This is a genomic window from Pseudonocardia sp. MH-G8, assembly GCF_002262885.1.
Lineage (GTDB): Bacteria > Actinomycetota > Actinomycetes > Mycobacteriales > Pseudonocardiaceae > Pseudonocardia.
The window spans coordinates 64,688-85,144 of sequence record NZ_NKYF01000003.1; the positions used below are offsets into that span (position 1 = coordinate 64,688).

Genomic DNA, 20,457 nt, shown 5'->3' on the forward strand with positions numbered 1-20,457 from the left:
TCGTCACGTGCGGGGCGGGGTCAGTCGAAGCGGGCTCCGCCCTTCTCGCTCTCGCCCTCGGCCAGCTTCGCCTTGATCGCGGCCTCGATCTTGTCGCCGATGGCCTTGTCGATGTTCTTCCAGTACTGGTAGACGCGCTCGCGGATGTCCTCGGACTGCACGCCGGACGCGGCGCCGGCGACGTTGTCGACGAGCCGCGCCCGCTGCTCCTCGGTGAACACCTTGTTGACGAGCGTGTTGGCCTGGCCGTAGTCGTCGTCCTCGGCGCGCAGCGTGTAGGCCTGGCGCACCATGTCGCCGTCGACGGCGAAGTGGTTCGAGTAGACGGCCCGTGCCGGGTCGGCCTTCGGGCCGCCCATCGAGTTCGGCGCGTACACCGGGTCGCTCACGTTGTCCATCCGCATCGCGCCGTCCTTGGAGTAGCTGTGGACGGGAACCTGCGGGCGGTTGACCGGGATCTGCTGGTAGTTCGTGCCCAGGCGGGCGCGGTGCGCGTCCGCGTAGGAGAAGCCCCGGGCCAGCAGCATCTTGTCCGGGGACAGGCCGGTGCCGGGCACCAGGTTGTTCGGCTGGAACGCGGCCTGCTCCATCTCCGCGTGGTAGTCGCTGACGTTGCGGTTGAGCGTCAGCCTGCCGACGTCGATGAGCGGGTAGTCGCCGTGCGGCCAGACCTTCGTGAGGTCGAACGGGTTGAACCGGTAGGTCTTGGCGTCCTCGAACGGCATGATCTGCATCTTCAGCGTCCAGCTCGGGAACTCCCCGCGCTCGATCGAGTCGTACAGGTCACGCTGGTGGTGGTCGCCGTCCTCGCCCGCGATCCGGTCGGCGTCGGCCTGGGTGAGGCACTCCACGCCCTGGTCGCTCTTGAAGTGGTACTTCACCCAGAACTGCTCGCCCGCGGCGTTGATCCACGAGTACGTGTGGCTGGAGTACCCGTTCATGTGCCGCCAGGTGCGCGGGATGCCGCGGTCGCCCATCAGCCACGCCACCTGGTGGGCCGACTCCGGCGACAGCGTCCAGAAGTCCCACTGCATGTCGGCGTCGCGCAGGTTGTTGCGCGCCAGCCGCTTCTGCGAGCGGATGAAGTGTTGGAACTTCATCGGGTCGCGCAGGAAGAAGACCGGGGTGTTGTTGCCGACGATGTCGAGGTTGCCCTCGGTCGTGTAGAGCTTCAGGGAGAAGCCGCGCGGGTCGCGCCAGGTGTCGGGGCTGCCGCGCTCGCCCGCCACCGTGGAGAACCGGATGACGACGTCGGTCTCGGCGCCCGGCTGGAACACCGCGGCGCGCGTGTAGGCGCTGACGTCGTTCGTCACCTCGAACTTCCCGAACGCCCCGCCGCCCTTCGCGTGCGGCTGGCGCTCCGGGATGCGCTCCCGGTTGAACTGGGCCATCTGCTCGATCAGGTAGTGGTCCTGGAGCAGGATCGGGCCGTCGGGCCCGATCGTCAGCGAGTGCTCGTCGCTCGCGACGGGCGCCCCGCTGTCCGTCGTCGTCGGACGTGATTCGGCTGCGGTCACGGGGACTCCTTCACTACTCGTGGTGGGATGCGCTGGCAGTCGGGGCAAAGCCCCCAGAAGACGACTTCGGCCTCGTCGACCAGGTACCCCGCTGTGTTCCCGGGAACCAGGCACGGTGGGCTCCCGACGACGCAGTCGACATCGGTGGTGCGGCCACACAGACGGCATACCAGGTGGTGGTGGTTGTCACCGGTGCGTGTCTCATATCGAGCCGCCGACCCCGCGGGTTCGATCCGGCGCAGCATCCCGGCCGTCGTGCACGCGGCGAGGACGTCGTACACGGCCTGGGTCGAGACGCGACCGTGGGTCGCCCGCACCAAGGAGGCCACGGTGTCGGCCGTGGAGTGCGGGTTCTCCGCCAACACGTCGAGCACCGCGAGCCGGGGTGCGGTGACGCGGAGTCCCGCGTCCCGCAGCCGGAGCGCCACATCTTCTGCTGCCATCGGGACCCACTCGACCACCTTCTCTGGAATCAGTCAAGTTTAAGGCGCCGAACCTCCCCCGACCGGGGGTCGTGCACGATGGGAACGTGAAGGCCCGCGTGGACGACGATGCCGCAGCCGTCCGTGGTCTCGCCGGCTACCGCACCGTGCTGTCCCTGCCCGGCGTCGGCGCGCTGACCGCGGTCTCGTTCCTCGCGCGCCTCCCGGCGTCCGCCGCGCCCATCACGCTCACGCTGCACGTCGTCCTCACCCTCGGCCACGGGTACGCGGCCGCGGGGCTCGCAGGCGCCGCGGCGACGGTCGGCATGGCCATCGGGGCACCGTTGCTCGGACGGCTCGTCGACCGGCGCGGCCTGCGCACGATGCTCGTGCTCACGCTGAGCGCCCAGGCCGTGTTCTGGAGCGCGGCCCCGTTCCTCTCCTACCCGGCGCTGCTGGCCGGCGCCCTGCTCGGTGGCCTGCTCGGGGTTCCCGTCTACTCCATCACACGCCAGTCGATCGGGGCGATGGTCCCGCAGGCGCGCCGACGCCCGGCGTTCGCGCTCGACTCCATGTCGGTCGAGATGTCCTACATGGTCGGACCCGCCGTCGGCACCCTGCTCGCCCTCCAGGCATCGACCACGACCGCGATGTGGACGGTCGGGGCCGGATGGCTGGTGGCGGGCGGAGCCCTGATGCTGCTCAACCCACCCACCCGAGCCCCGCAGGACGCGGCCGGCGCACCCCCGCCGCCGGTGCGGCAGTGGCTCGACCGGCGCCTGCTCGCCGCGCTGCTGGCCACCACGGCCGCGGTGATGGTGGTCTTCGGCACCGAGCTCTCGATGATCGCCGGGCTCGAACGCAGCGGGCAGGCCGCCTGGATCCCGCTGGTCAACGCCGTCTGGTGCCTGGCCTCGCTCGTCGGCGGTTTCCTCTACGGGGCGGCACGGCGCTCCCGCCCGTTGCCGATGCTGGTCGCATGCCTCGGCGTCGCCACCCTGCCGGTGGCGCTGGCCGGGCCGTGGTGGTCCTGGGCCCTCCTGCTCGTGCCTGCCGGCCTGCTGATGGCCCCCTCCGTGGCCGCGAGCTCCGAGACCGTCAGCGCGCTCGCACCCGAGCACGTCCGCGGGCTCGTCACCGGGCTGCACGGCTCGGCCATCACGCTCGGCGCCGCGATCGCCACGCCGCTCGCCGGCCTCGTCGTGGATCGCGCCTCGCCGGCCACGGCGGTCGTCGTCCTGGGGACCACGGGGCTGGCCGTCGCGCTGCTCGTGGCCCTGCTCTCCCGGGCCCGAACCTGAGCCGCACGCCCACCGTGCGCGAGCCGTCACACACGTTCCTCAGCCTGCTCTCAATCGACCTGGGGCAGACTTCCCTGCGATGACCGCACCGCCGGATCGCCTCTCCCCCGCCGCCTCGCCGCCCCCGCCGCCGCGGGGTCGCCGGCGTCGCCGTGGGGTCGCCCGCTACCTCGTGGCGGTCGTGTTCTCGCTGGTCGTCGCCGTGCCGGCGGTGCCGGACCTGCTGTTCGGGCTCGACCGGCGCAGCCCTTTCGTGCAGCTCGTGTCCTTCCGGCCGTGGATCCTGTGCGGGGTGGCGGCGCTGCTCGTGCTGCTGCTCGTGGTGATGGTCTTCGAACGGCGGGTGCTGCCGTTCGTGGCGGGCGTGCTCGCCGTGCTGCTGGTCGGCGCGGGGATGCTGCTGCCGCGCGTCCTGCCGGACCCGGTGCCCACGGGCGGCACCCCCCTGAAGGTGATGGCGTTCAACACCTTCGAGGGCGACGCCGACGCCGCCGCGGTGGCGCAGCTGATCGAGGCGGACCGGCCGGACGCGGTGGCGCTCGTCGAGGCAGGTAACGACTTCGCCGACCAGATCGCCCCCCTGGTGGAGCCCCTGGGCTACGAACTGCACTCCACCGACTCCCGCCGCGACGTCCAAGGTGTCACGGCCGTCGTGTCGCAACGCCTCGGCGACGTCGACGTGCGGATCGGCGAGGAGACCTCCTCCTTCCCCTACGTCGAGGTCACCGGGGGTGCGCTCGGCGAGCTGCGCTTCGTCGCCTTCCACTCGGTGGCGCCGGTGCCCGGCTCCGTGCCCGAGTGGAACGCCGATCTGGCGCTGCTGTCCCAGTGGTGCTCCGGGCCCACGCCCGCGGTGGTGGCGGGTGACTTCAACGCCACCCTCGACCACTCGGCGCTGCGGGCGAGCACGTCCGGTTGCGGCGACGCGGCCGACCAACGCGGCGCCGGGCTCGTCCCGACCTGGGGCCCGAGCCCCCGGTTCCGCATCCTGGGCCCGCAGATCGACCACGTGTTCGCCACGGGAGGCATCGCCGCCGAGTCGTTCGACGTGCACGACGTCGCCGGCAGCGACCACCGCGCCGTCGTCACCACGCTGCGGCTGCCCGGCTGAGGTCGTCCTGCAGGCAGAGCGTCGGCTGTAGCATCGGAACTTCCCGATTCACCGGTTCCGCCTCCACGTCCCTCGAGGGCACATGACGACGCACGCCGCGCCCGCGGCCGACGACACCGGCCAGTTGGTCGAGGTCTTCAAGGCCCTCGCCAACCCCGTCCGGCTCCAGGTCCTGCAGTGGCTGCGCGAACCGGAGCTGCACTTCCCGGAGGAGTCGGCCATCACCGACCCGTACCGGATCGGCGTGTGCGTGAGCCACATCCAGGCCAAGGCCGGGCTCGCGCAGTCCACCGTCTCCGCCTACATGGCCGCGCTGCAGCGCGCCGGGCTGGTCCGCTCCACCCGCATCGGGAAGTGGACGCACTACCGGCGCGACGAGGAGCGCATCGCCCAGCTCGTCGTTGCGCTCGGACGCGCGCTCTAGCCACAGCTCGACCGGTGATCCCACAGCGTCTCGACACGTTGACACAGATCGTAATTCTGCGATACTTCGATCTATCGCGGCCGCGAGGGCCGCCGTGGCGCGAGGGGAAGACGTGGGCGCGATCGACGGGATGGATCTGGGGCGCTTCGGGATCTGGACGTTCGACTTCGAGGGCAGGCCTGCGGGGGCGGTGCGCGATTCGGTCCAGGAGCTCGAGGAGCTCGGGTGGAGGGCGATCTGGATCCCGGAGCTGCACGGACGGGAGGCGTTGACGCACGCCGCGTACCTCCTGTCCTGCACGCAACGCATCAGCGTGGTGAACGGCATCGCGCAGATCTGGGCCCGGGAGCCCCGGTGGACCCACGGCGCCGCGGCCCTGCTGGCCGACGCCTACCCGGACCGGCACGTGCTCGGCCTCGGCGTCGGCGGCGCGCGTCCGGGCATCAAGCCGTTGCAGGCGATGCACGAATACCTCGACAGCCTGGACGACGCCCTGGCCACGACGACGAGCGTCGATCCCGCGCCGCAGGCACCGATACGCCGCCTGCTTGCGGCCTACGGCCCGAAGATGCTCGCGATGGCCCGGGACCGGGCGAGCGGCGCGCACACCTACCACGTCACGCATGCCCACACGGCGCAGGCGCGGGAGGTACTGGGCGCGCACCCTTTCCTCGGCGTCGAGCACGCGGTGCTCTTCGAGAGCGACCCGAGCCGGGCCCGTGAGATCGCACGCGAGCACCTGCACCCGTACTTCACCCAGACGTACAACATCGCGAAGTTCCTGCGGCTGGGCTACACGGACGCGGACATCGACGGTGGCCGCGGCAGCGACCGGCTCGTCGACGACCTGGTGTTCTGGGGTGACCTCGACACCATCGTCGGCAAGCTGCACCAGCACCTCGACGCCGGCGCCGACCACGTCGGCATCCAGGTCATCGGAGTCGAACCCGGCGAAACGGCGATGCCCCGGTGGCGCCGGCTGGCTGAGGCGCTGTCCCCGACGACGAACGGCACTCCCGTCGGCACCTAGCCGACGAAAGTGCCGTTCGTCAGGGATCAGCGGTTGTTCGCGACCGTCTCCGCGATCTCGTAGGTGTTCAGGGCCGCGCCCTTGCGCAGGTTGTCGCCGCACACGAACAGCTCGAGGGTGTTCGGGAAGTCCAGCGCCTGCCGGATCCGGCCCACCCAGGTGGGGTCGCCGCCCACTGCGGCGGCGGGGGTGGGCCACTCGCCGGCCGCGGGGTCGTCGCGCAGCACGATCGAGGGCTGCTCCGCGAGCACCTTGCGGGCCGCCTCCACCGACACCTCACGCGAGAACGTGGCGTGCACCGAGAGGGAGTGCGTGGTGACCACCGGGACGCGCACGCAGGTGGCCGAGACCTTCAGGTCCGGGATCCCGAGGATCTTGCGGGCCTCGTTGCGGACCTTGAGCTCCTCCGAGGACCACCCGTCGTCCTTGAGCGACCCCGCCCACGGCACCACGTTCAGCGCGAGCGGCGCCGGGAACGGCGAGGCGGCCGGGTCGAGCCCGGCGGCCTCCAGCGCCTCGGCGACGTCACCGCCGCGCACCCCGACATCCCGGCCCGACACCGCGGCGAGCTCGGCGTAGAGCCGGTCGATGCCGCCCTGCCCCGCCCCCGACGCGGCCTGGTAGGACGCCACGACCAGCGCCTCCAACCCGAACTCGCGGTGCAGGGCGCCCATCGCGGCCATCATCGACAGCGTGGTGCAGTTGGGGTTGGAGACGATCCCCTTCGGGCGCTCGGCGGCCTTCTCGGCGTTCACCTCCGGCACCACCAGCGGCACCTCGGGATCCATCCGGAACGCACCCGAGTTGTCGACGGCGACCGCGCCGCGCTCCACCGCGATCGGCGCCCACTGCGCGCTGACCTCGTCGGGCACGTCGAACAGCGCCACGTCGACACCGTCGAAGACCTCCGGTGCGAGCGCCTGCACGGTGACATCCGCGCCGCGCACCCGCAGCACCTTGCCGGCCGAGCGGGGGGACGCGACGAGCCGGATCTCCGACCACGGCACGTCCGGCCGCCCGTCGATGATCCCGATCATCGTGGAGCCCACGGCACCCGTGGCACCGACGATCGCGAGCACCGGGCCGCGCTCGTGGCGGCCCAGCTCGTGACGGCCGTGCTGCTCATGTGCGAAGTCGTCCGACATCCCGCTCACCGTCCCGTTCCCGCGTGCACCACGGCCTGCTCGTCGCCGCCGAGATCGAACGCGGCGTGCAGCGCGCTCACCGCCGTGTCGAGCTCCTCGGGGCGGCACACCACGGAGATCCGGATCTCCGAGGTGTTCATGGTCTCGATGTTGATCCCGGCGTTGGAGAGCGCCTCGCAGAAGGTGGCGGTGACGCCCGGGTGGGAGCGCATGCCGGCACCGACCAGCGAGACCTTCCCGACCTCCTCGTCGTGCAGCACCTCGCCGAAACCGATCTCCGGCTGCGCCGCCGTGAGGGCGGCGACCGCACGGGGGCCGTCGCTGCGCGGGAGCGTGAAGGTGATGTCCGTGCGGTTCGCGGAGGTGCGACCCACGTTCTGCAGGACCATGTCGATGTTGATCTCGGCGTCCGCGACCGTGCGGAAGATGCGAGCCGCCATCCCGGGGGTGTCCGGCACGTCGGTGATCGTGATCTTGGCCTCGGACCGGTCGTGCGCGACCCCGGTGAGGATGGCCTTTTCCACGGGAATCTCCTCGATCGAGCCGGTGACGAGCGATCCCGGCCTGTCGTTGTACGAGCTGCGCACCCGCAGCGGGACGTTGTAGCGCCGCGCGTACTCGACGGCGCGCAGATGCAGGATCTTGGCGCCGCAGGCGGCCATCTCCAGCATCTCCTCGTAGGTGATCGTCTCGCGGCGCTGCGCGTCCGGCACGATCCGCGGGTCGGCCGTGTAGATGCCGTCCACGTCGGAGTAGATCTCGCAGACGTCGGCCTCCAGCGCGGCGGCCAGCGCCACCGCCGTGGTGTCCGAGCCCCCGCGGCCGAGCGTGGTGACGTCCTTGGAATCCTGGCTCATGCCCTGGAACCCGGCGACGAGCACGATCGAGCCCTCGTCGAGCGCGTCACGCAGCCGCTGCGGGTTGACCTGGACGATCCGCGCGTCGCCGTGCTTGGACGTGGTGATCATCCCGGCCTGCGAGCCGGTGAACGAGCGGGCCTGCGCGCCCAGGGAGTGGATGGCCATCGCCACGAGCGCGTTGGACATGCGCTCACCCGCGGTGAGCAGCATGTCCAACTCACGGGGCGGCGGAGCCGGGGACACCTGGTCGGCGAGCTCGAGCAGCTCGTCGGTGGTGTCACCCATCGCCGAGCACACGACGACGACGTCGTTGCCCTCTTTGTGCGTACGGACGATCCGTTCGGCGACCTTCTTGATCCGGTCAGCGTCCTGGACGGATGATCCGCCGTACTTCTGCACGACGAGGGCCACCGCCGACCTCCTGTCCTGGCCGCGCGGAACGTGCCGCGCAACCTCACGGGCTCATCACTCGGTGGCTCGCACGCCGGCGACGTGCACCACCGGGTGCTGGTCGGAAAACCACCCTACCGGTCGGAGACACCCTCGCCGACCGGAATGGCCCAGGCCACAAGCGGCGTGGCGGGATCCATCCACAGGCCCGACTGCCGCCGTGGTCCCCGGAACCGCCGCGTGAGCTGCACGGATGCCGCTGCCGTTCCGGCGCCTCCCGGTGCGGGCATCGCGAGCGGGCGATTCCGTCACCGGTCCGGCATACGCTGCGCACATGGGCCGATCGGCGGGGCTGGGTGTGTGGCTCGCCACGTTCACCGCCGGGGAGCTGGCGGCGGTGATGCGGGCCCGTCCCGACGTGCTGCGCCATCCCCTACCCGCGGACCTCGGGTCGCTCGCCGAACGGCTCTGCACCCAACAGTCGATCAACCAGGCACAGCTGCTGCTGGACCGGCCCGCGCTGCAGGTCGCCGAGGCGCTGCTCGCGCTCGGTGGATGCGCCTCGCGAGAGGAGCTGCTGCACCTGCTGGGCGTCGGCCACGAGGCCGCCGTGGCGCGCGCCGAGGCGGCGCTGGAGGAGCTGCGCGCCCTGGCGCTCGTGTGGCCTGCGCACGACCGGCTGCGGCTGGTGGGTGGCTGGAGCGCGGTCAGCCGCGATCCGCTCGGCCTCGGCCGGCCCGCCCGGGAGCTCCTCGCACTGCTCACGCCGGAGCAGCTCGCCCGCATCGGCGCCGGCCTCGGGCTCGATGGCCAGGAGCACGGTGGCCAGGCGCACGGTGGTCGGGAACGTGGCGGTCGGGAACGGAGGGGCCCGTCGCTCGAGGCCGTCGCCGCAGCGGTCACCGACCCGGCCACGGTGCAGGCCCGGCTGGCGCGCGCCGACACGCGGGTCGCGGAGGCCGTGCACCGGATCGCCTGGCACGGGCCCCGCACGTCGGGCAGCGAGTTCCCCGCCCCCGGCGAGCCGGTGGGCGAGCAGGTCGGCCGCCTGCTGGCGGTGCAGGGCTGGGTCGTGCCCACGGAATGGGGCATCGCCGAGATGCCGCGGGAGGTCGCGCTCGCCGTGCGCGGGCCGGAGTACCGCGCGCCGTTCGACCTGCACCTGCCCCGGGTCGCCACCGCCCCCGTCGACCCCGAACAGGTACGGGGCGCGGGCGAGCGGGCCGCGCTCGCCGCGCTGGAGTCGGTCCGGAGGCTCGTCTCGCTGCTCGACCACACGCCGCTCACCACCGTGCAAGGAGGCGGTGTCGGCGTCCGCGAGCTGCGGCGGGCGGCGAAACAGCTGGCCACCGACATCACCGGGGCGCGGCTCTGGCTGGAGACCGCCGCGGCCGCCGGCCTGGTGGCGCTCGCGCGCGAGTCGCGGTCCCCCGAGCCGGCGGCGGGGCTGCGGCGGGGATTCAGCACGCCGGTCGGCAAGGCGCTGGCCACCGCCACCGCCGACGAGTGGCTCGAGGCCGATCCTGCTGACGCCTTCGCCCAGCTCCTGCTCGCCTGGTGGAGCCTGCCCCTCGTCCCGAGCCTGCGGGTCGACGAGTCCGGCAGGCCCGCGGCGGCGCTCGTGCGCGCGTTCGGCCACCCGGAGCATCCCCGGATGCGCGACCGCACGCTGCGCGCCCTCGACGCCCTCGACCACCAGCACGGCGCCCACCAGCACGGCATCATCGCGCCCGAGGCGTTGCTCGAGTGGCTGGCCCACTCGGCGCCGATCGAGCACGGCAGCCAGGACGACGCCGCACGGTTGCGCGCCACGATGGCCGAGGCCGAGCTGCTCGGCCTCGTCGCCACGGGCGCGCTCACCCCACTCGGACGCCACCTGCTCGCGGCCGTGCGCACCGACGAACCGCGCGCCGCCCTGCGCGCCGCGCTTTCCGGCACGCTCCCGCCGCCCCACCGCACGGCCACCTTCCTGCCCGACCTCACCGCGCTGGTCGCCGGAACGGCCGAGCCCTCGCTGGTCCGGCTGCTCGACGCCGCCGCCGACGCCGAGAGCCGCGACACGGCCTCGGTCTGGCGGTTCACCGCTCAGAGCGTGCGCAGGGCCCTCGACCACGGGCACAGCGCCGACGCACTGCTCGCCGAGCTCACCGAGGCCGCCGAGAACCCGCTCCCGCAACCGCTCGAGTACCTCGTGCGCGACGTCGCCCGCCGACACGGACGCGTCCAGGTCCACACCATCACCACGTGCATCCTGGTGGCCGACGCCGGGCTGGGCGCGGAGCTGGCCGCCGAGCGCGCGCTCGCGCCGCTGCGGCTACGCCGCTTGGCCGACACCGTGCTCGCCTGCGCGCTGCCCGCCGAGGAGGTCGTGGCCGCGCTCCGGTCCGCCGGTCACGCACCCGTGGAGCACGACGTCGACGGCGCGCTGGTCGTGCCGCGGCGCGCCGCACGCCGCGCGGCCGCCCCGGCACCGTCCGCAGGCGAGCGCGGACCGGGGATCGATATCACCGCGCTCGCCGAGCGGTTGAGCGGCGGCTGAGGCGCCCCGGGCACGTGCTCAGGGGACGCGGCGCACCAGGCGGACCACCACTGTGGTGATCGCGAACCAGATCAGGGCCGCCGTGCCGTAGTTCAGCACGACCCCGAGGCGCGGATCCTCGGGCAGGAACAGATCGCTCAGACCCAGGTTGAACGTGTCAGCCGCATCGCGGATCAGCTGCGTCAGACCGTTCTCAGGGTTCGCGCCGAGCAGCGTGAGCACGATGTGCACCACGAGCACGGTCACGATGAGCATGCCGACGATCCGCAGGACGTTGCCGAGGGCGTCGATCCCTCGTCGCGCCGTGCTCCCCACCGCCACTGGAGACCTCCCGGAGCTCGTTGGCCGCCATGCTCCCACGGGAGGTCCCACCCCGCGCTACTGGCCGGTACCACCCGATCGGGTGACACCTGGAACGGGGGCCGGTCACTGATCGGTCAGGGTGGGGTTGCGGGCTGCCCCCGTCCCGGGGTTAGTCTCAGGGACGTGGCACAGCTGCTCCTTGGTCGCCGCGGCGGGGTCTGACCGACCGGCCCCTCGTCGCGGGTCGAGGCGTGCGCCGGTCTTCCCACCGATCGGCATAGGAGCACACCTGATGACCACTTCTCCCGACGCGTACACCTCGTCCTCGGCCAGCGTGCTGCGCACTCCGGACCTGCCGGCGCCCGCCGGGCAGGCGCCGTGGAACCCCCAGCGCGGTTCGCATCTGCCCGTACACCGCTACCGGCCGTTCCACGAGATGGTGGAGCCGGTATCCCTGCCCGACCGGACGTGGCCGGACACGAGGATCACGAAGGCCCCGCTGTGGTGCGCGGTCGACCTGCGCGACGGCAACCAGGCGCTGATCGACCCGATGAGCCCGGCACGCAAGCACCGCATGTTCGAGCTGCTGGTCCGGATGGGCTACAAGGAGATCGAGGTCGGCTTCCCTGCCGCCAGCCAGACCGACTTCGACTTCGTCCGCGAGATCATCGAGCAGGACCTCATCCCGGACGACGTCACGATCCAGGTGCTGACGCAGGCCCGCCCCGAGCTCATCGAGCGCACGTACGAGGCGTGCGAGGGCGCGGCCCGCGCGATCGTCCACCTCTACAACTCCACCTCGGTGCTGCAGCGCCGGGTCGTCTTCCGGTCCGACCGCACGGGGATCTCGAAGATCGCCACCGACGGCGCGGAGGAGGTGCTGCGGTGGGCCGAGAAGTACCCGTCGACCGACTGGCGCTTCGAGTACTCCCCCGAGTCCTACACGGGCACGGAGCTGCAGTACGCGGTGGACGTGTGCAACGCCGTGAGCGCGATCTGGCAGCCCACGCCCGAGTCCCCGATGATCGTCAACCTGCCGGCGACCGTCGAGATGGCCACGCCGAACGTGTACGCCGACTCCATCGAGTGGATGCACCGCCACCTGGACCGCCGCGACGGCGTGGTGCTCTCCCTGCACCCGCACAACGACCGCGGCACCGGCGTGGCCGCCGCCGAGCTGGGCTACCAGGCCGGTGCCGACCGGATCGAGGGCTGCCTGTTCGGCAACGGCGAGCGCACGGGCAACGTCGACCTGGTGACCCTGGGGATGAACCTGTTCACCCAGGGCATCGACCCCCAGATCGACTTCTCCGACATCGACGAGATCCGGCGCACCGTCGAGTACTGCAACCAGCTGCCGGTGCACGAACGGCACCCGTGGGGCGGCGACCTGGTCTACACCGCGTTCTCCGGCAGCCACCAGGACGCGATCAACAAGGGCTTCCAGTCGATGCAGTCCGATGCCGCCGAGGCGGGTGTCGAGGTCGACGACTTCCGCTGGGAGGTGCCCTACCTGCCGGTGGACCCGAAGGACATCGGGCGCAGCTACGAGGCCGTGATCCGGGTGAACTCGCAGTCCGGCAAGGGCGGCGTGGCATACGTGATGAAGGCCGAGCACCAGCTGGACCTGCCGCGGCGGCTGCAGATGGAGTTCTCGCGGGTGGTCCAGGAGTTCACCGACTCCGAAGGTGGCGAGGTGTCGCCGAAGGCGATGCGCGACGCCTTCGAGTCCGAGTACCTCGACCGGGTCACGCCGCTCAAGCTGATCCGCCACCGCGTGACCAGCGACGGTGAGGGCACCGACGAGATCGTCGCCACCGTCCGCGTCGAGAACGACCTGCACGAGATCAGCGGCAGCGGCAACGGGCCGATCGCGGCGTTCGTGGACGCGCTCGCCGGCATCGGCTTCGACGTACGGGTGCTCGACTACCACGAGCACGCGATGTCGGCCGGTGACGACGCCCGCGCCGCCGCCTACGTGGAGTGCGCGGTGGAGGACAACGTCCTGTGGGGCGTCGGCGTCGACAGCTCGATCGTGAGCGCCTCGCTGAAGGCCGTCGTGTCGGCCGTCAACCGCGCGCTGCGCTGACGCGCCCGTGAGTGGATACGAGTGAGCACTCGTATCCACTCACGGCGGGGTGGTCAGCGGCCGAGGATCTCGGTGACGGAGCCGGGGTGTTCGGGGGCGATCCCGCCGGCCAGCACGTCGTCGGCCGCCGCAGGCTCCACGCGGTGCGGCTGCAGCTCGCCACTGCGGATCTGCTCGGCCCAATGGCACGCCACCCGGTGTCCGCGCGGCGCACCCCTGATCACCCGCAGCTCGGGGCGCTCCGTGTCGCAGCGGGACGGCTGGCGCCAGGGGCAGCGGGTATGGAAGCGGCACCCCGCAGGCGGCGCCGCCGGCGACGGGAGGTCACCGGTGAGCAGGATGCGCTCGCGGCGGTCCTCCAGCTCCGGGTCCGGCATCGGGATCGCCGACAGCAACGCCTTCGTGTACGGGTGTTGCGGATCGTCGTAGAGCGCCTGCGACGGCGCCTCCTCGACGATGCCGCCGAGGTACATCACGCCGATCCGATCGCTGACGTGCCGGACGACGGCCAGGTCGTGGGCGATCACGAGGTAGGTCAGCCCGAGGTCGCGCTGCAGCCTGCCGAGCAGGTTGAGCACCTGGGCCTGCACCGACACGTCCAGTGCCGACACCGGCTCGTCGGCCACGATCAGGTCCGGCTCCACGGACAGGGCGCGGGCGATGCCGATGCGCTGGCGCTGGCCGCCGGAGAACTCGTGCGGGTAGCGGCGCAGCGACGCGGCCGGCAGCCCGACGGAGTCGACCAGCTCGCGCAGGCGCGTGCCGTCCGCCTCCGCGCCGTGGGAGAGCCCGTGCGCGCGCATCCCCTCACGCAACAACGACTCCACGGACTGGCGCGGGTCGAGGCTCGACATCGGGTCCTGGAACACCATCTGGAAGCGGCGGCGCATGGTCCGCAACCGCTCACCGGTCAGCTGCGCGACGTCGACCCCGTCGAACGAGACCTGGCCGGCGGTCGGGTCGACGAGACGCAGGATCGCCCGGCCGAGGGTGGTCTTGCCGCAGCCGGACTCGCCGACCAACCCGTAGGTCTCCCCTCGCTCGATCTGCAGGGACACCCCGTCCACCGCGTAGACGTGTCCCACCGTGCGGTCCAGGATCATTCCGCGCTTGATCGGGAAGTGCACCGCGAGGTCGCGCACGTCCAGCAGGGGCGCGTTCACCGACCCGGTCGCCGGCCCGGTCGCCGACCCGGGAATCGAATCAGACATCTGCCGTCACTCCGCACTCGCCGGAACCGGGTTGTGGCACCGCAGCAGCCGCCCGCCGGTCGTCTCGCCCAGCGGCGTGACCTCCGCGCAGGTGTCGAGCGCGCGCGGGCACCGGGGCGCGAACGCGCAGGCGTGCTCCCACGGCAGGTTGTCGACCACGGAACCGCGGATCGCCTCGAGCTCCTCGCCCTGCGGGGCGTCCAGGCGCGGGATGGAGCGCAGGAGCCCGTGGGTGTACGGGTGGCGCGGGGTGCTGAACAGTCGGTGCCGCTGCGCGCGCTCCACGATGCGGCCCGCGTAGAGCACGTTGACCGTCTCGCACAGCCCGGCGACCACGCCGAGGTCGTGCGTGATCATGATCAGTGCCGCGCCGGTCTCGCGCACCAGCTCGCGCAGCAGCTCGAGGATCTGCGCCTGGATCGTGACGTCCAGCGCGGTGGTCGGCTCGTCCGCGATGAGCAGCCGCGGGCTGCACGCCAGCGCGATCGCGATCAGCGCGCGCTGCCGCATGCCGCCGGAGAGCTGGTGCGGGTAGGAGTCGAGCCGCCGGCGCGGATCCGGGATGCCCACCCGGTCCAGCAACTCGACGGCCGCCTTCCGCGCCGCCTCCTTGTTCATCCCGCGGTGGCGCCGGAGCACCTCGGTGACCTGCAGGCCGATCGGGATCACCGGGTTGAGCGAGGTCAGCGGGTCCTGGAACACCATCGACATGTCCCGCCCGCGACGCTCCCGCATCTGCGAGGAGGGCAACGTGAGCAGGTCGGTGCCGTCCATCATGACGCTGCCGCTGACCCGCACACCCCGCTCCGGGAGCAGCCGCATGATGGCCATCGACGTCACCGACTTGCCGCAGCCGGACTCGCCGACCAGGCCCACGACCTGGCCGGGCGCGACGTCGAAGCTCACACCGTCGACGGCCACGGTCTCCGGCTCACCCTTGCGTGGGAACGAGACCCGCAGGTCCCGCACCGAGAGCAGCGGCTCGGCGCCGACGCGGGCGCCGTCGGTGCGCGTCTCTCCTGCCGCGGTCGTCATCGGCGCCCCTTCGGGTCGATGGCCTCACGCAGCGACTCGCCGAGCAGCGTGAAGCCGAGAGCGACCAGGATGATCGCGATCGCCGGGTAGAACGCGAGCGCCGGGCGCACGTCGAGGTAGGTCTGGGCCTGCGCCAGCATGAGCCCCCATTCCGCGCGGCCGGGGTCGGCGTCGCCGAGCCCGAGGAACGACAGCGCCGCCGCGTCCAGGATCGCGGTGGCCAGGGTCAGCGTGGCCTGCACGATCACCGGTCCGATCGCGTTCGGCAACATGTGCCGCAGCACCACGGCGGGCCGCTTGACGCCCAGCGCCGTGGCCGCCACCACGTGGTCGCTGTGGCGCTGCGACAGCATCGAGCCGCGCAGCAGGCGCGCGAAGATCGGCACGCTCACGATCGAGACCGCGATGATCACACTGGTCTGCGACGGGCTCGCGGCGAGCGCCGCCACGGAGATCGCCAGCAGCAGGCTCGGGATCGCCAGCAGCACATCGGTGACGCGCATCAGCACCGTGTCGACCCACCCACCGAGCGCGCCCGCGATCGTGCCGATGACGAGGCCGACGGCGAGCCCGATGAGCGTGGCCAGCACGCCGACGAGCAGGGTCTGCTGCGATGCGAGGAGCATCCGGGAGAAGAAGTCGCGCCCGAGCTGGTCGCTGCCCAGCGGGAAACCCTCCTGCGGGCCCGGGATCTGCCCCGGGCGCAGGTTCTCCTGCAACTGCGGGAAGGCCTCGGTGGCGCTGTGCGGGGCGATCAGCGGCGCGAGCGCGGCGACCACGACGAACAGACCGATGATGATGCCGCCCGCGATCGCGGCGGGCTCACGGCGCAGGCGCCGCAACGCCTCGGCACCCAGGCTCCGACCGCCTGCGATGTCGTCGATACGCGAGCGGCGTCGCTCCAGCCATGTGGTCGTCACAGGCGCACCCGGGGATCGATGATCGCGTAGGAAAGATCTACGAGCAGGTTCACCAGCACGTAGATCAGCGCTCCGAGCATCAGCACGGCCTGCAGCCGGGGGTAGTCCCGCAGGGTGATCGCGTCGGCGAGCAGCGTGCCGACGCCACCCCACACGAACACCCGCTCGGTGAGCACCGCACCTGCGAGCAGCAGCCCGGTCTGGAGGCCGATGGTGGTGGACACCGGCAGCAGCGCGTTGCGCAGGACGTGCCGGCCGCGGACGGTGCCCGGCGCGAGCCCCTTCGAGTTCGCCGTGCGGACGAAGTCGGAGCCGAGCACGTCGAGCACCGACGCGCGGGTGATCCGGACGATCACCGCGAGCGGGATCGTGGCCAGCGTGATCGCGGGCAGGACGAGGTGGCGCAGTGCGTCGAGGCTCGCGTCGAACTCGCGGGTGAGGAGCCCGTCGAGCACCGCGAACCCGGTGACGCTGGTGGCGTCGACCGCCACCGACTGCCGACCCGACGGCGGGAACAGGCCGAGGTCGACCGCGAACACGTCCTTCAGCACGTAGCCGAGGAAGAACACCGGCACGGCGACGCCGACGAGCGTGCCGATCACCGTGATGATATCGAGCGGCCGGCCGCGGTAGTTCGCGGCGAGGTAGCCGAGCGGGATGCCCAGCACCACCGCGATCAGCAGAGCGACCACGGACAGCTCGATCGTGGCCGGCAGGGCCCTGGCGATCTCGGTGAGCACCGGCTGGCCGGTGATCGTCGAGGTGCCGAAATCACCCGTGGCCGCACGGCCCAGGAACAAGCCGTACTGCACCCAGACCGGCTGGTCGAGGCCCAGCACCCGGTTCAGCTCCGCGATCCCCTCGGGCGTGGCGCGGTCACCGAGGAACGCCGACGCGGGCCCGCCCGGCAGGCTGCGCAACCAGGCGAAGACGAGCACCGACAGCAGCAGGAGCGTCGGGATCACCTGGAGCAGGCGCCGCAGCACGAAGCGCAGCATCGTCCCCCCTCCGATAAGTACGAACGCCGAGAGTGGCACCGCCCCGTGGGGCGGTGCCACTCGGAGTCCCCCTCAGTCGACGCTGACCGTGAGGAACCGCTCATCGGTGAGGGGCGACGGGATCAGCCCTTCGACGCCGTCCCTCACCACGATCGCGGGCGGGGAGTGGGAGAGCGGCACACCGGGCAGCTGCTCCATGATCACGCGGTTCACCTGCTCGTAGGCGGCGGCGTGGGCCGCCGGGTCCACGGTGGCGTCGGCATCCACGATGCCCTGGATGATCGACGCGTCCTCGGGGAGCGTGAGCCCGAACTCGGGGCCGGGGGTGCCGAAGAAGCTCTCCAGGAAGTTGCCGGCGTCGTTGTAGTCACCGGTCCACCCGAGCAGGTGCAGGTCGTGGACACCACTGACCTGCACGGAGTCGAGGTAACCACCGTTCCACGGCTGCGCGACCGGGTTGACCGTGATCCCCACCTGCCGCAGGTTCTCGGCGACTGCGGTGAAGATGTTGGTCGGGTTGGGCATGTAGGGCCGCGTGACCTCGGTCGGGTAGTAGAAGTTGACCGTCAGGTTCGACGCGCCCGCCTCGGCGAGCAGCGCCCGCGCCCGCTCCGGGTCGTACGGGATCGGCTGCAGCTCGGCGTTGTACCCGTCCACTGTGTCGGGCATGAACTGCGAGGCGACGCTCGCGCCCTCCGGCATCTGGTTGCGCACCAGCGACTCCCGGTCGACGGCGTGCGCGATGGCCTGCCGCACCCGCACGTCGGCGAGCGCCGGGTTGTTGGCCTGGTTGATGCCGAGGTAGAGGATGTTGAACGGCGGCCGGACGAGAACGTTGAAGCCGGCGTCCTCCAGCGACTGCCAGTCGGCGGGCGAGGGGTAGTCGTAGCCGTCGATCGTGCCCGCCTGCAGCTCCTGGCGCCGCGCGTTCTCGTCGGCGATGACGCGGAAGATGAGCCGCTCGAGCTTGGCGGGCTCGCCCCAGTACTCGTCGTTGCGCACCAGCGTGATCGTGCCGTTCGCGCGGTCGTAGCTCTCGAAGCGGAACGGGCCGGTGCCGGTGGGGTGCTCGGTGGCGTACGGGCTGTAGGTGAACGCCTCGCCGCTCTGCTCGATCTGATCGGCGTTGTACTGCTGCAGCGCGGTGGGGCTGGAGATCGACAGCGACGTGAGGCCGAAGGCAGCGGGGAACGCGCCCTTCGCCCGGTTCAGCCGGACGACGGCCGTGGTCGGGCTCGGGGCCTCACAGGAGTTGTAGACGGGGTCCTGGCCGCCCGCGAGGTTGTTGGCGTAGCCGCCGAACGTCTCGGTGTAGTAGATGGCCTGGCTCTGCGCTGCCGCGTTGGGCAGGTTGTACCAGCGGTTGAAGTTGAAGCAGACCGCCTCGGCGTTGAACGGGGTGCCGTCGTGGAACGTCACGCCCTCGCGGAGGGTGAACGTCCACTCCGTGCCCTCGGGGTTGGACGCCCACTCGGTGGCCAGGCCGGGCTCGAGGTCCGAGGTGCCCTGCTTGTAGGTGATCAGCGTGTCGTACATCTGGCGCGCCGGCCGGAAGGTCTCACCGTCCTGCGCGAACAGCGGGTCGAAGTTGTCCGGCGCACCCGGGGCCCCGAACACCATCGTGCCGCCGGCGGCGGCCTCGCCTCCCCCGTCTGCTCCCGGGTCGCGCTCGGACTCTGCGCACGCTGCAAGGGTGACGGCGAGCACTCCGGCCGCGCAGACGGCCGAGAGCCGTCGGACAGCTGATCTCATGCGGGTAACACCTCTTCGTAGGAGACCCGCAGAACCTAGTGCGGGCGCGGCGTACACCGGAAGTTCATGAAGTCACGGTTCCGCTACGGCAGCTAACGATCAGGTGACGCCAGGCGTCGATCAGGCAGGATCGAACTCACCGTTCTTCACCCCGGCCACGAACGCCACCCACTCCTCCCCGGTGAACACCAGGCTCCCCGCGGTGGCCGACCGGCTGTGGCGCACCACGACCGAGCTGTCCTCGAGCCGGGCCACCTCGACGCAGTTCTCACCGCCGGAGAACGAACTGATCCGGAAACGCGGCCCGGCTCCCCGTGCTGACTCCTCCACGCTCTCCCCCTCCGGAGCACCTGGGGCACGGAGTGTAGACGGTTGAGCGCGCAGCATCACCCGAACGAGCGGCCCGCGGCACCGTCGGAACCGGCCCGGACCCCGTGGCGTCAGGTCGGGAGCAGCTCCGCGGCACGCTCCACGATCGCGACGGACCCGGCTCGGTCCGGGCAGGCCTCGATGAGCGCGGCGAACGTCTCCGCGTACCGCCGCACCTGCTCCTCCGCCTCCAGGTAGGTGGCGCCGTCGCGACCTTCGAGGTAGACCACGTCCTGGTCCTGCTCCTCGGCGAACCGCAGCACCGCGAACGGCCCGCCGAGGACCCCGGCGTGCACGAGGTCCAGCGGCGCGACCCGGAAATCCACCTCGGACAGCCCGTCGCGCAGCTGGCCGACGAGGTGCTCGAGCTGCTTGCGCATCACGGCCGGGCCACCAATGGGCCGCCGCAGGGCCTGCTCGGCGATCACCACGGCGAACCGCAGCCGGCCCTTTCCGGGGCGCCGCAGCACCTCCTGGCGCTGCATGCGCAGGTCGACCAGCCGGCGGCGCTCCTCGCGCGAGCGCTCCGGGTAGAAGAACCCGACCACCGCCTCGGCGAACTCGGCGGTCTGCAGGAGGCCGGGCACGAGGAACGGCTCGAACGCCGAGATGGCCGTGGCGTCCTGCTCCAGCGCCAGGTACCGGCTGACCTCGTTCGACACCACCGCGCCTTCGAACACGTCGCGGAAATCGGTGACGAGCCCCTCGCCTGCGCTCAGGCTGTCGATGACGAGGCGCATCAGCTCGTCCTCGCGCTCGCGCGCCGAGGCGCCGAAGAGCTCGATCAGGTCGCGGACATCCCGGTGCCGTGGCACGCCCTTGCCGTTCTCGAGCCGGGAGACCTTGGACATCGAGCAGTCGAGGGTGCGGGCGGCGTCCTCGAGCCTGAGGCCCGCGGTGGTGCGCAGCTCCCGGAGGGCGGCGCCGAGCCGTCGCCGCGCGACAACGGGGCTGCGAGACACCTGGAGGTCCTCCTCGTCGTCGACACCGGGCCGACCTGTCCACTCTTTGCACGTGCCTGCGGCAAGTTAGCCGATCGAC

General features: G+C 71.7%; 18 protein-coding genes. 6 read left to right on the top strand and 12 right to left on the bottom strand.

The window, feature by feature from the left end; translation table 11 throughout:
- Nucleotides 1-20 precede the first annotated feature (20 nt).
- Nucleotides 21-1,517, bottom strand: a complete 1,497-nt coding sequence (locus tag CFP66_RS10060; protein WP_094922512.1) for a catalase — start codon at nt 1,515-1,517, stop codon at nt 21-23.
- Nucleotides 1,514-1,960, bottom strand: a complete 447-nt coding sequence (locus CFP66_RS10065) for a Fur family transcriptional regulator (RefSeq protein WP_094923054.1) — start codon at nt 1,958-1,960, stop codon at nt 1,514-1,516. Before CFP66_RS10065 ends, CFP66_RS10060 begins: the two co-directional genes overlap by 4 nt.
- Nucleotides 1,961-2,046: 86 nt before the next feature.
- Here CFP66_RS10065 and CFP66_RS10070 point away from each other — a divergent pair, with 86 nt between their 5' ends.
- The 4 genes from CFP66_RS10070 (at nt 2,047) to CFP66_RS10085 (ending at nt 5,805) form a co-directional block, all read left to right on the top strand.
- Entirely contained in the window at nt 2,047-3,240 is a 1,194-nt protein-coding gene (locus tag CFP66_RS10070; protein ID WP_158228058.1) for an MFS transporter, read from the top strand.
- Nucleotides 3,241-3,319: 79 nt separating this feature from the next.
- Nucleotides 3,320-4,351, top strand: a complete 1,032-nt coding sequence (locus CFP66_RS10075; RefSeq protein WP_094922515.1) for an endonuclease/exonuclease/phosphatase family protein — start codon at nt 3,320-3,322, stop codon at nt 4,349-4,351.
- Between the two features lie 82 nt (nt 4,352-4,433).
- Entirely contained in the window at nt 4,434-4,775 is a 342-nt protein-coding gene (locus tag CFP66_RS10080; protein ID WP_094922517.1) for a helix-turn-helix transcriptional regulator, read from the top strand.
- A gap of 130 nt (nt 4,776-4,905) precedes the next feature.
- Entirely contained in the window at nt 4,906-5,805 is a 900-nt protein-coding gene (locus tag CFP66_RS10085; RefSeq protein ID WP_094923056.1) for a TIGR03620 family F420-dependent LLM class oxidoreductase, read from the top strand.
- Nucleotides 5,806-5,831: 26 nt separating this feature from the next.
- Here the strand turns inward: CFP66_RS10085 and CFP66_RS10090 are convergent, their stop codons facing one another.
- Together CFP66_RS10090 and CFP66_RS10095 are read right to left on the bottom strand one after the other, a co-directional pair.
- A complete protein-coding gene (locus CFP66_RS10090) occupies nt 5,832-6,950 on the bottom strand; it encodes an aspartate-semialdehyde dehydrogenase (protein ID WP_094923058.1) in 1,119 nt (372 codons plus the stop codon).
- Between the two features lie 5 nt (nt 6,951-6,955).
- Nucleotides 6,956-8,221 carry an aspartate kinase gene (locus CFP66_RS10095; RefSeq protein WP_094922518.1) on the bottom strand — a complete coding sequence of 422 codons (1,266 nt, stop codon included), beginning with the start codon at nt 8,219-8,221 and terminating at the stop codon, nt 6,956-6,958.
- 313 nt (nt 8,222-8,534) lie between these two features.
- Here CFP66_RS10095 and CFP66_RS10100 point away from each other — a divergent pair, with 313 nt between their 5' ends.
- Nucleotides 8,535-10,739, top strand: a complete 2,205-nt coding sequence (locus tag CFP66_RS10100) for a helicase-associated domain-containing protein (protein ID WP_094922520.1) — start codon at nt 8,535-8,537, stop codon at nt 10,737-10,739.
- 18 nt (nt 10,740-10,757) lie between these two features.
- Here CFP66_RS10100 and CFP66_RS10105 read toward each other — a convergent pair whose 3' ends face one another.
- Nucleotides 10,758-10,985 carry a hypothetical protein gene (locus CFP66_RS10105; protein ID WP_233159290.1) on the bottom strand — a complete coding sequence of 76 codons (228 nt, stop codon included), beginning with the start codon at nt 10,983-10,985 and terminating at the stop codon, nt 10,758-10,760.
- A 349-nt stretch (nt 10,986-11,334) separates the two neighbouring features.
- On the opposite strand from CFP66_RS10105, the gene leuA reads away from it, so the two are divergent.
- Nucleotides 11,335-13,131, top strand: coding sequence for a 2-isopropylmalate synthase (gene leuA, locus CFP66_RS10110; RefSeq protein ID WP_094922523.1), 1,797 nt, complete (start codon nt 11,335-11,337; stop codon nt 13,129-13,131).
- Between the two features lie 53 nt (nt 13,132-13,184).
- On the opposite strand, the gene CFP66_RS10115 is transcribed toward leuA, so the two are convergent.
- The 7 genes from CFP66_RS10115 to CFP66_RS10145 all read right to left on the bottom strand — a co-directional run bounded on the left by CFP66_RS10115 (nt 13,185) and on the right by CFP66_RS10145 (nt 20,378).
- Entirely contained in the window at nt 13,185-14,342 is a 1,158-nt protein-coding gene (locus CFP66_RS10115) for an ABC transporter ATP-binding protein (RefSeq protein WP_094922525.1), read from the bottom strand.
- Nucleotides 14,343-14,348: 6 nt separating this feature from the next.
- Nucleotides 14,349-15,377 (bottom strand): ABC transporter ATP-binding protein, encoded by a 1,029-nt coding sequence (locus tag CFP66_RS10120; RefSeq protein ID WP_094922526.1) that lies wholly within the window; start codon nt 15,375-15,377, stop codon nt 14,349-14,351.
- On the bottom strand, nt 15,374-16,297 hold the full coding sequence (locus tag CFP66_RS10125) for an ABC transporter permease (RefSeq protein WP_094922528.1): 924 nt from the start codon (nt 16,295-16,297) through the stop codon (nt 15,374-15,376). The genes CFP66_RS10120 and CFP66_RS10125 overlap by 4 nt, the downstream gene beginning before the upstream one ends.
- A complete protein-coding gene (locus CFP66_RS10130) occupies nt 16,294-17,295 on the bottom strand; it encodes an ABC transporter permease (RefSeq protein ID WP_094922529.1) in 1,002 nt (333 codons plus the stop codon). The genes CFP66_RS10125 and CFP66_RS10130 overlap by 4 nt, the downstream gene beginning before the upstream one ends.
- 72 nt (nt 17,296-17,367) lie before the next feature.
- Nucleotides 17,368-19,047: an ABC transporter substrate-binding protein gene (locus tag CFP66_RS10135; protein WP_094922531.1), complete on the bottom strand. Its 1,680-nt coding sequence runs from the start codon at nt 19,045-19,047 to the stop codon at nt 17,368-17,370.
- Between the two features lie 120 nt (nt 19,048-19,167).
- Nucleotides 19,168-19,377 carry a DUF397 domain-containing protein gene (locus CFP66_RS10140; protein ID WP_233159291.1) on the bottom strand — a complete coding sequence of 70 codons (210 nt, stop codon included), beginning with the start codon at nt 19,375-19,377 and terminating at the stop codon, nt 19,168-19,170.
- A 110-nt stretch (nt 19,378-19,487) separates the two neighbouring features.
- The gene (locus CFP66_RS10145) at nt 19,488-20,378 is read right to left on the bottom strand and encodes a helix-turn-helix transcriptional regulator (RefSeq protein ID WP_094922534.1); all 891 of its coding nucleotides are present in this window, start codon (nt 20,376-20,378) and stop codon (nt 19,488-19,490) included.
- Nucleotides 20,379-20,457 lie beyond the last annotated feature (79 nt).

What these genes read in the sequence shown, in the direction of transcription:
- CFP66_RS10115 (WP_094922525.1), bottom strand. Translation starts at nt 14,342, where the DNA reads ATGTCTGATTCGATTCCCGGGTCGGCGACCGGGCCGGCGACCGGGTCG.
- CFP66_RS10075 (WP_094922515.1), top strand. Translation starts at nt 3,320, where the DNA reads ATGACCGCACCGCCGGATCGCCTCTCCCCCGCCGCCTCGCCGCCCCCG.
- CFP66_RS10085 (WP_094923056.1), top strand. Translation starts at nt 4,906, where the DNA reads ATGGATCTGGGGCGCTTCGGGATCTGGACGTTCGACTTCGAGGGCAGG.
- CFP66_RS10065 (WP_094923054.1), bottom strand. Translation starts at nt 1,960, where the DNA reads ATGGCAGCAGAAGATGTGGCGCTCCGGCTGCGGGACGCGGGACTCCGC.
- CFP66_RS10135 (WP_094922531.1), bottom strand. Translation starts at nt 19,047, where the DNA reads ATGAGATCAGCTGTCCGACGGCTCTCGGCCGTCTGCGCGGCCGGAGTG.
- CFP66_RS10120 (WP_094922526.1), bottom strand. Translation starts at nt 15,377, where the DNA reads ATGACGACCGCGGCAGGAGAGACGCGCACCGACGGCGCCCGCGTCGGC.
- leuA (WP_094922523.1), top strand. Translation starts at nt 11,335, where the DNA reads ATGACCACTTCTCCCGACGCGTACACCTCGTCCTCGGCCAGCGTGCTG.
- CFP66_RS10130 (WP_094922529.1), bottom strand. Translation starts at nt 17,295, where the DNA reads ATGCTGCGCTTCGTGCTGCGGCGCCTGCTCCAGGTGATCCCGACGCTC.
- CFP66_RS10100 (WP_094922520.1), top strand. Translation starts at nt 8,535, where the DNA reads ATGGGCCGATCGGCGGGGCTGGGTGTGTGGCTCGCCACGTTCACCGCC.
- CFP66_RS10090 (WP_094923058.1), bottom strand. Translation starts at nt 6,950, where the DNA reads ATGTCGGACGACTTCGCACATGAGCAGCACGGCCGTCACGAGCTGGGC.
- CFP66_RS10080 (WP_094922517.1), top strand. Translation starts at nt 4,434, where the DNA reads ATGACGACGCACGCCGCGCCCGCGGCCGACGACACCGGCCAGTTGGTC.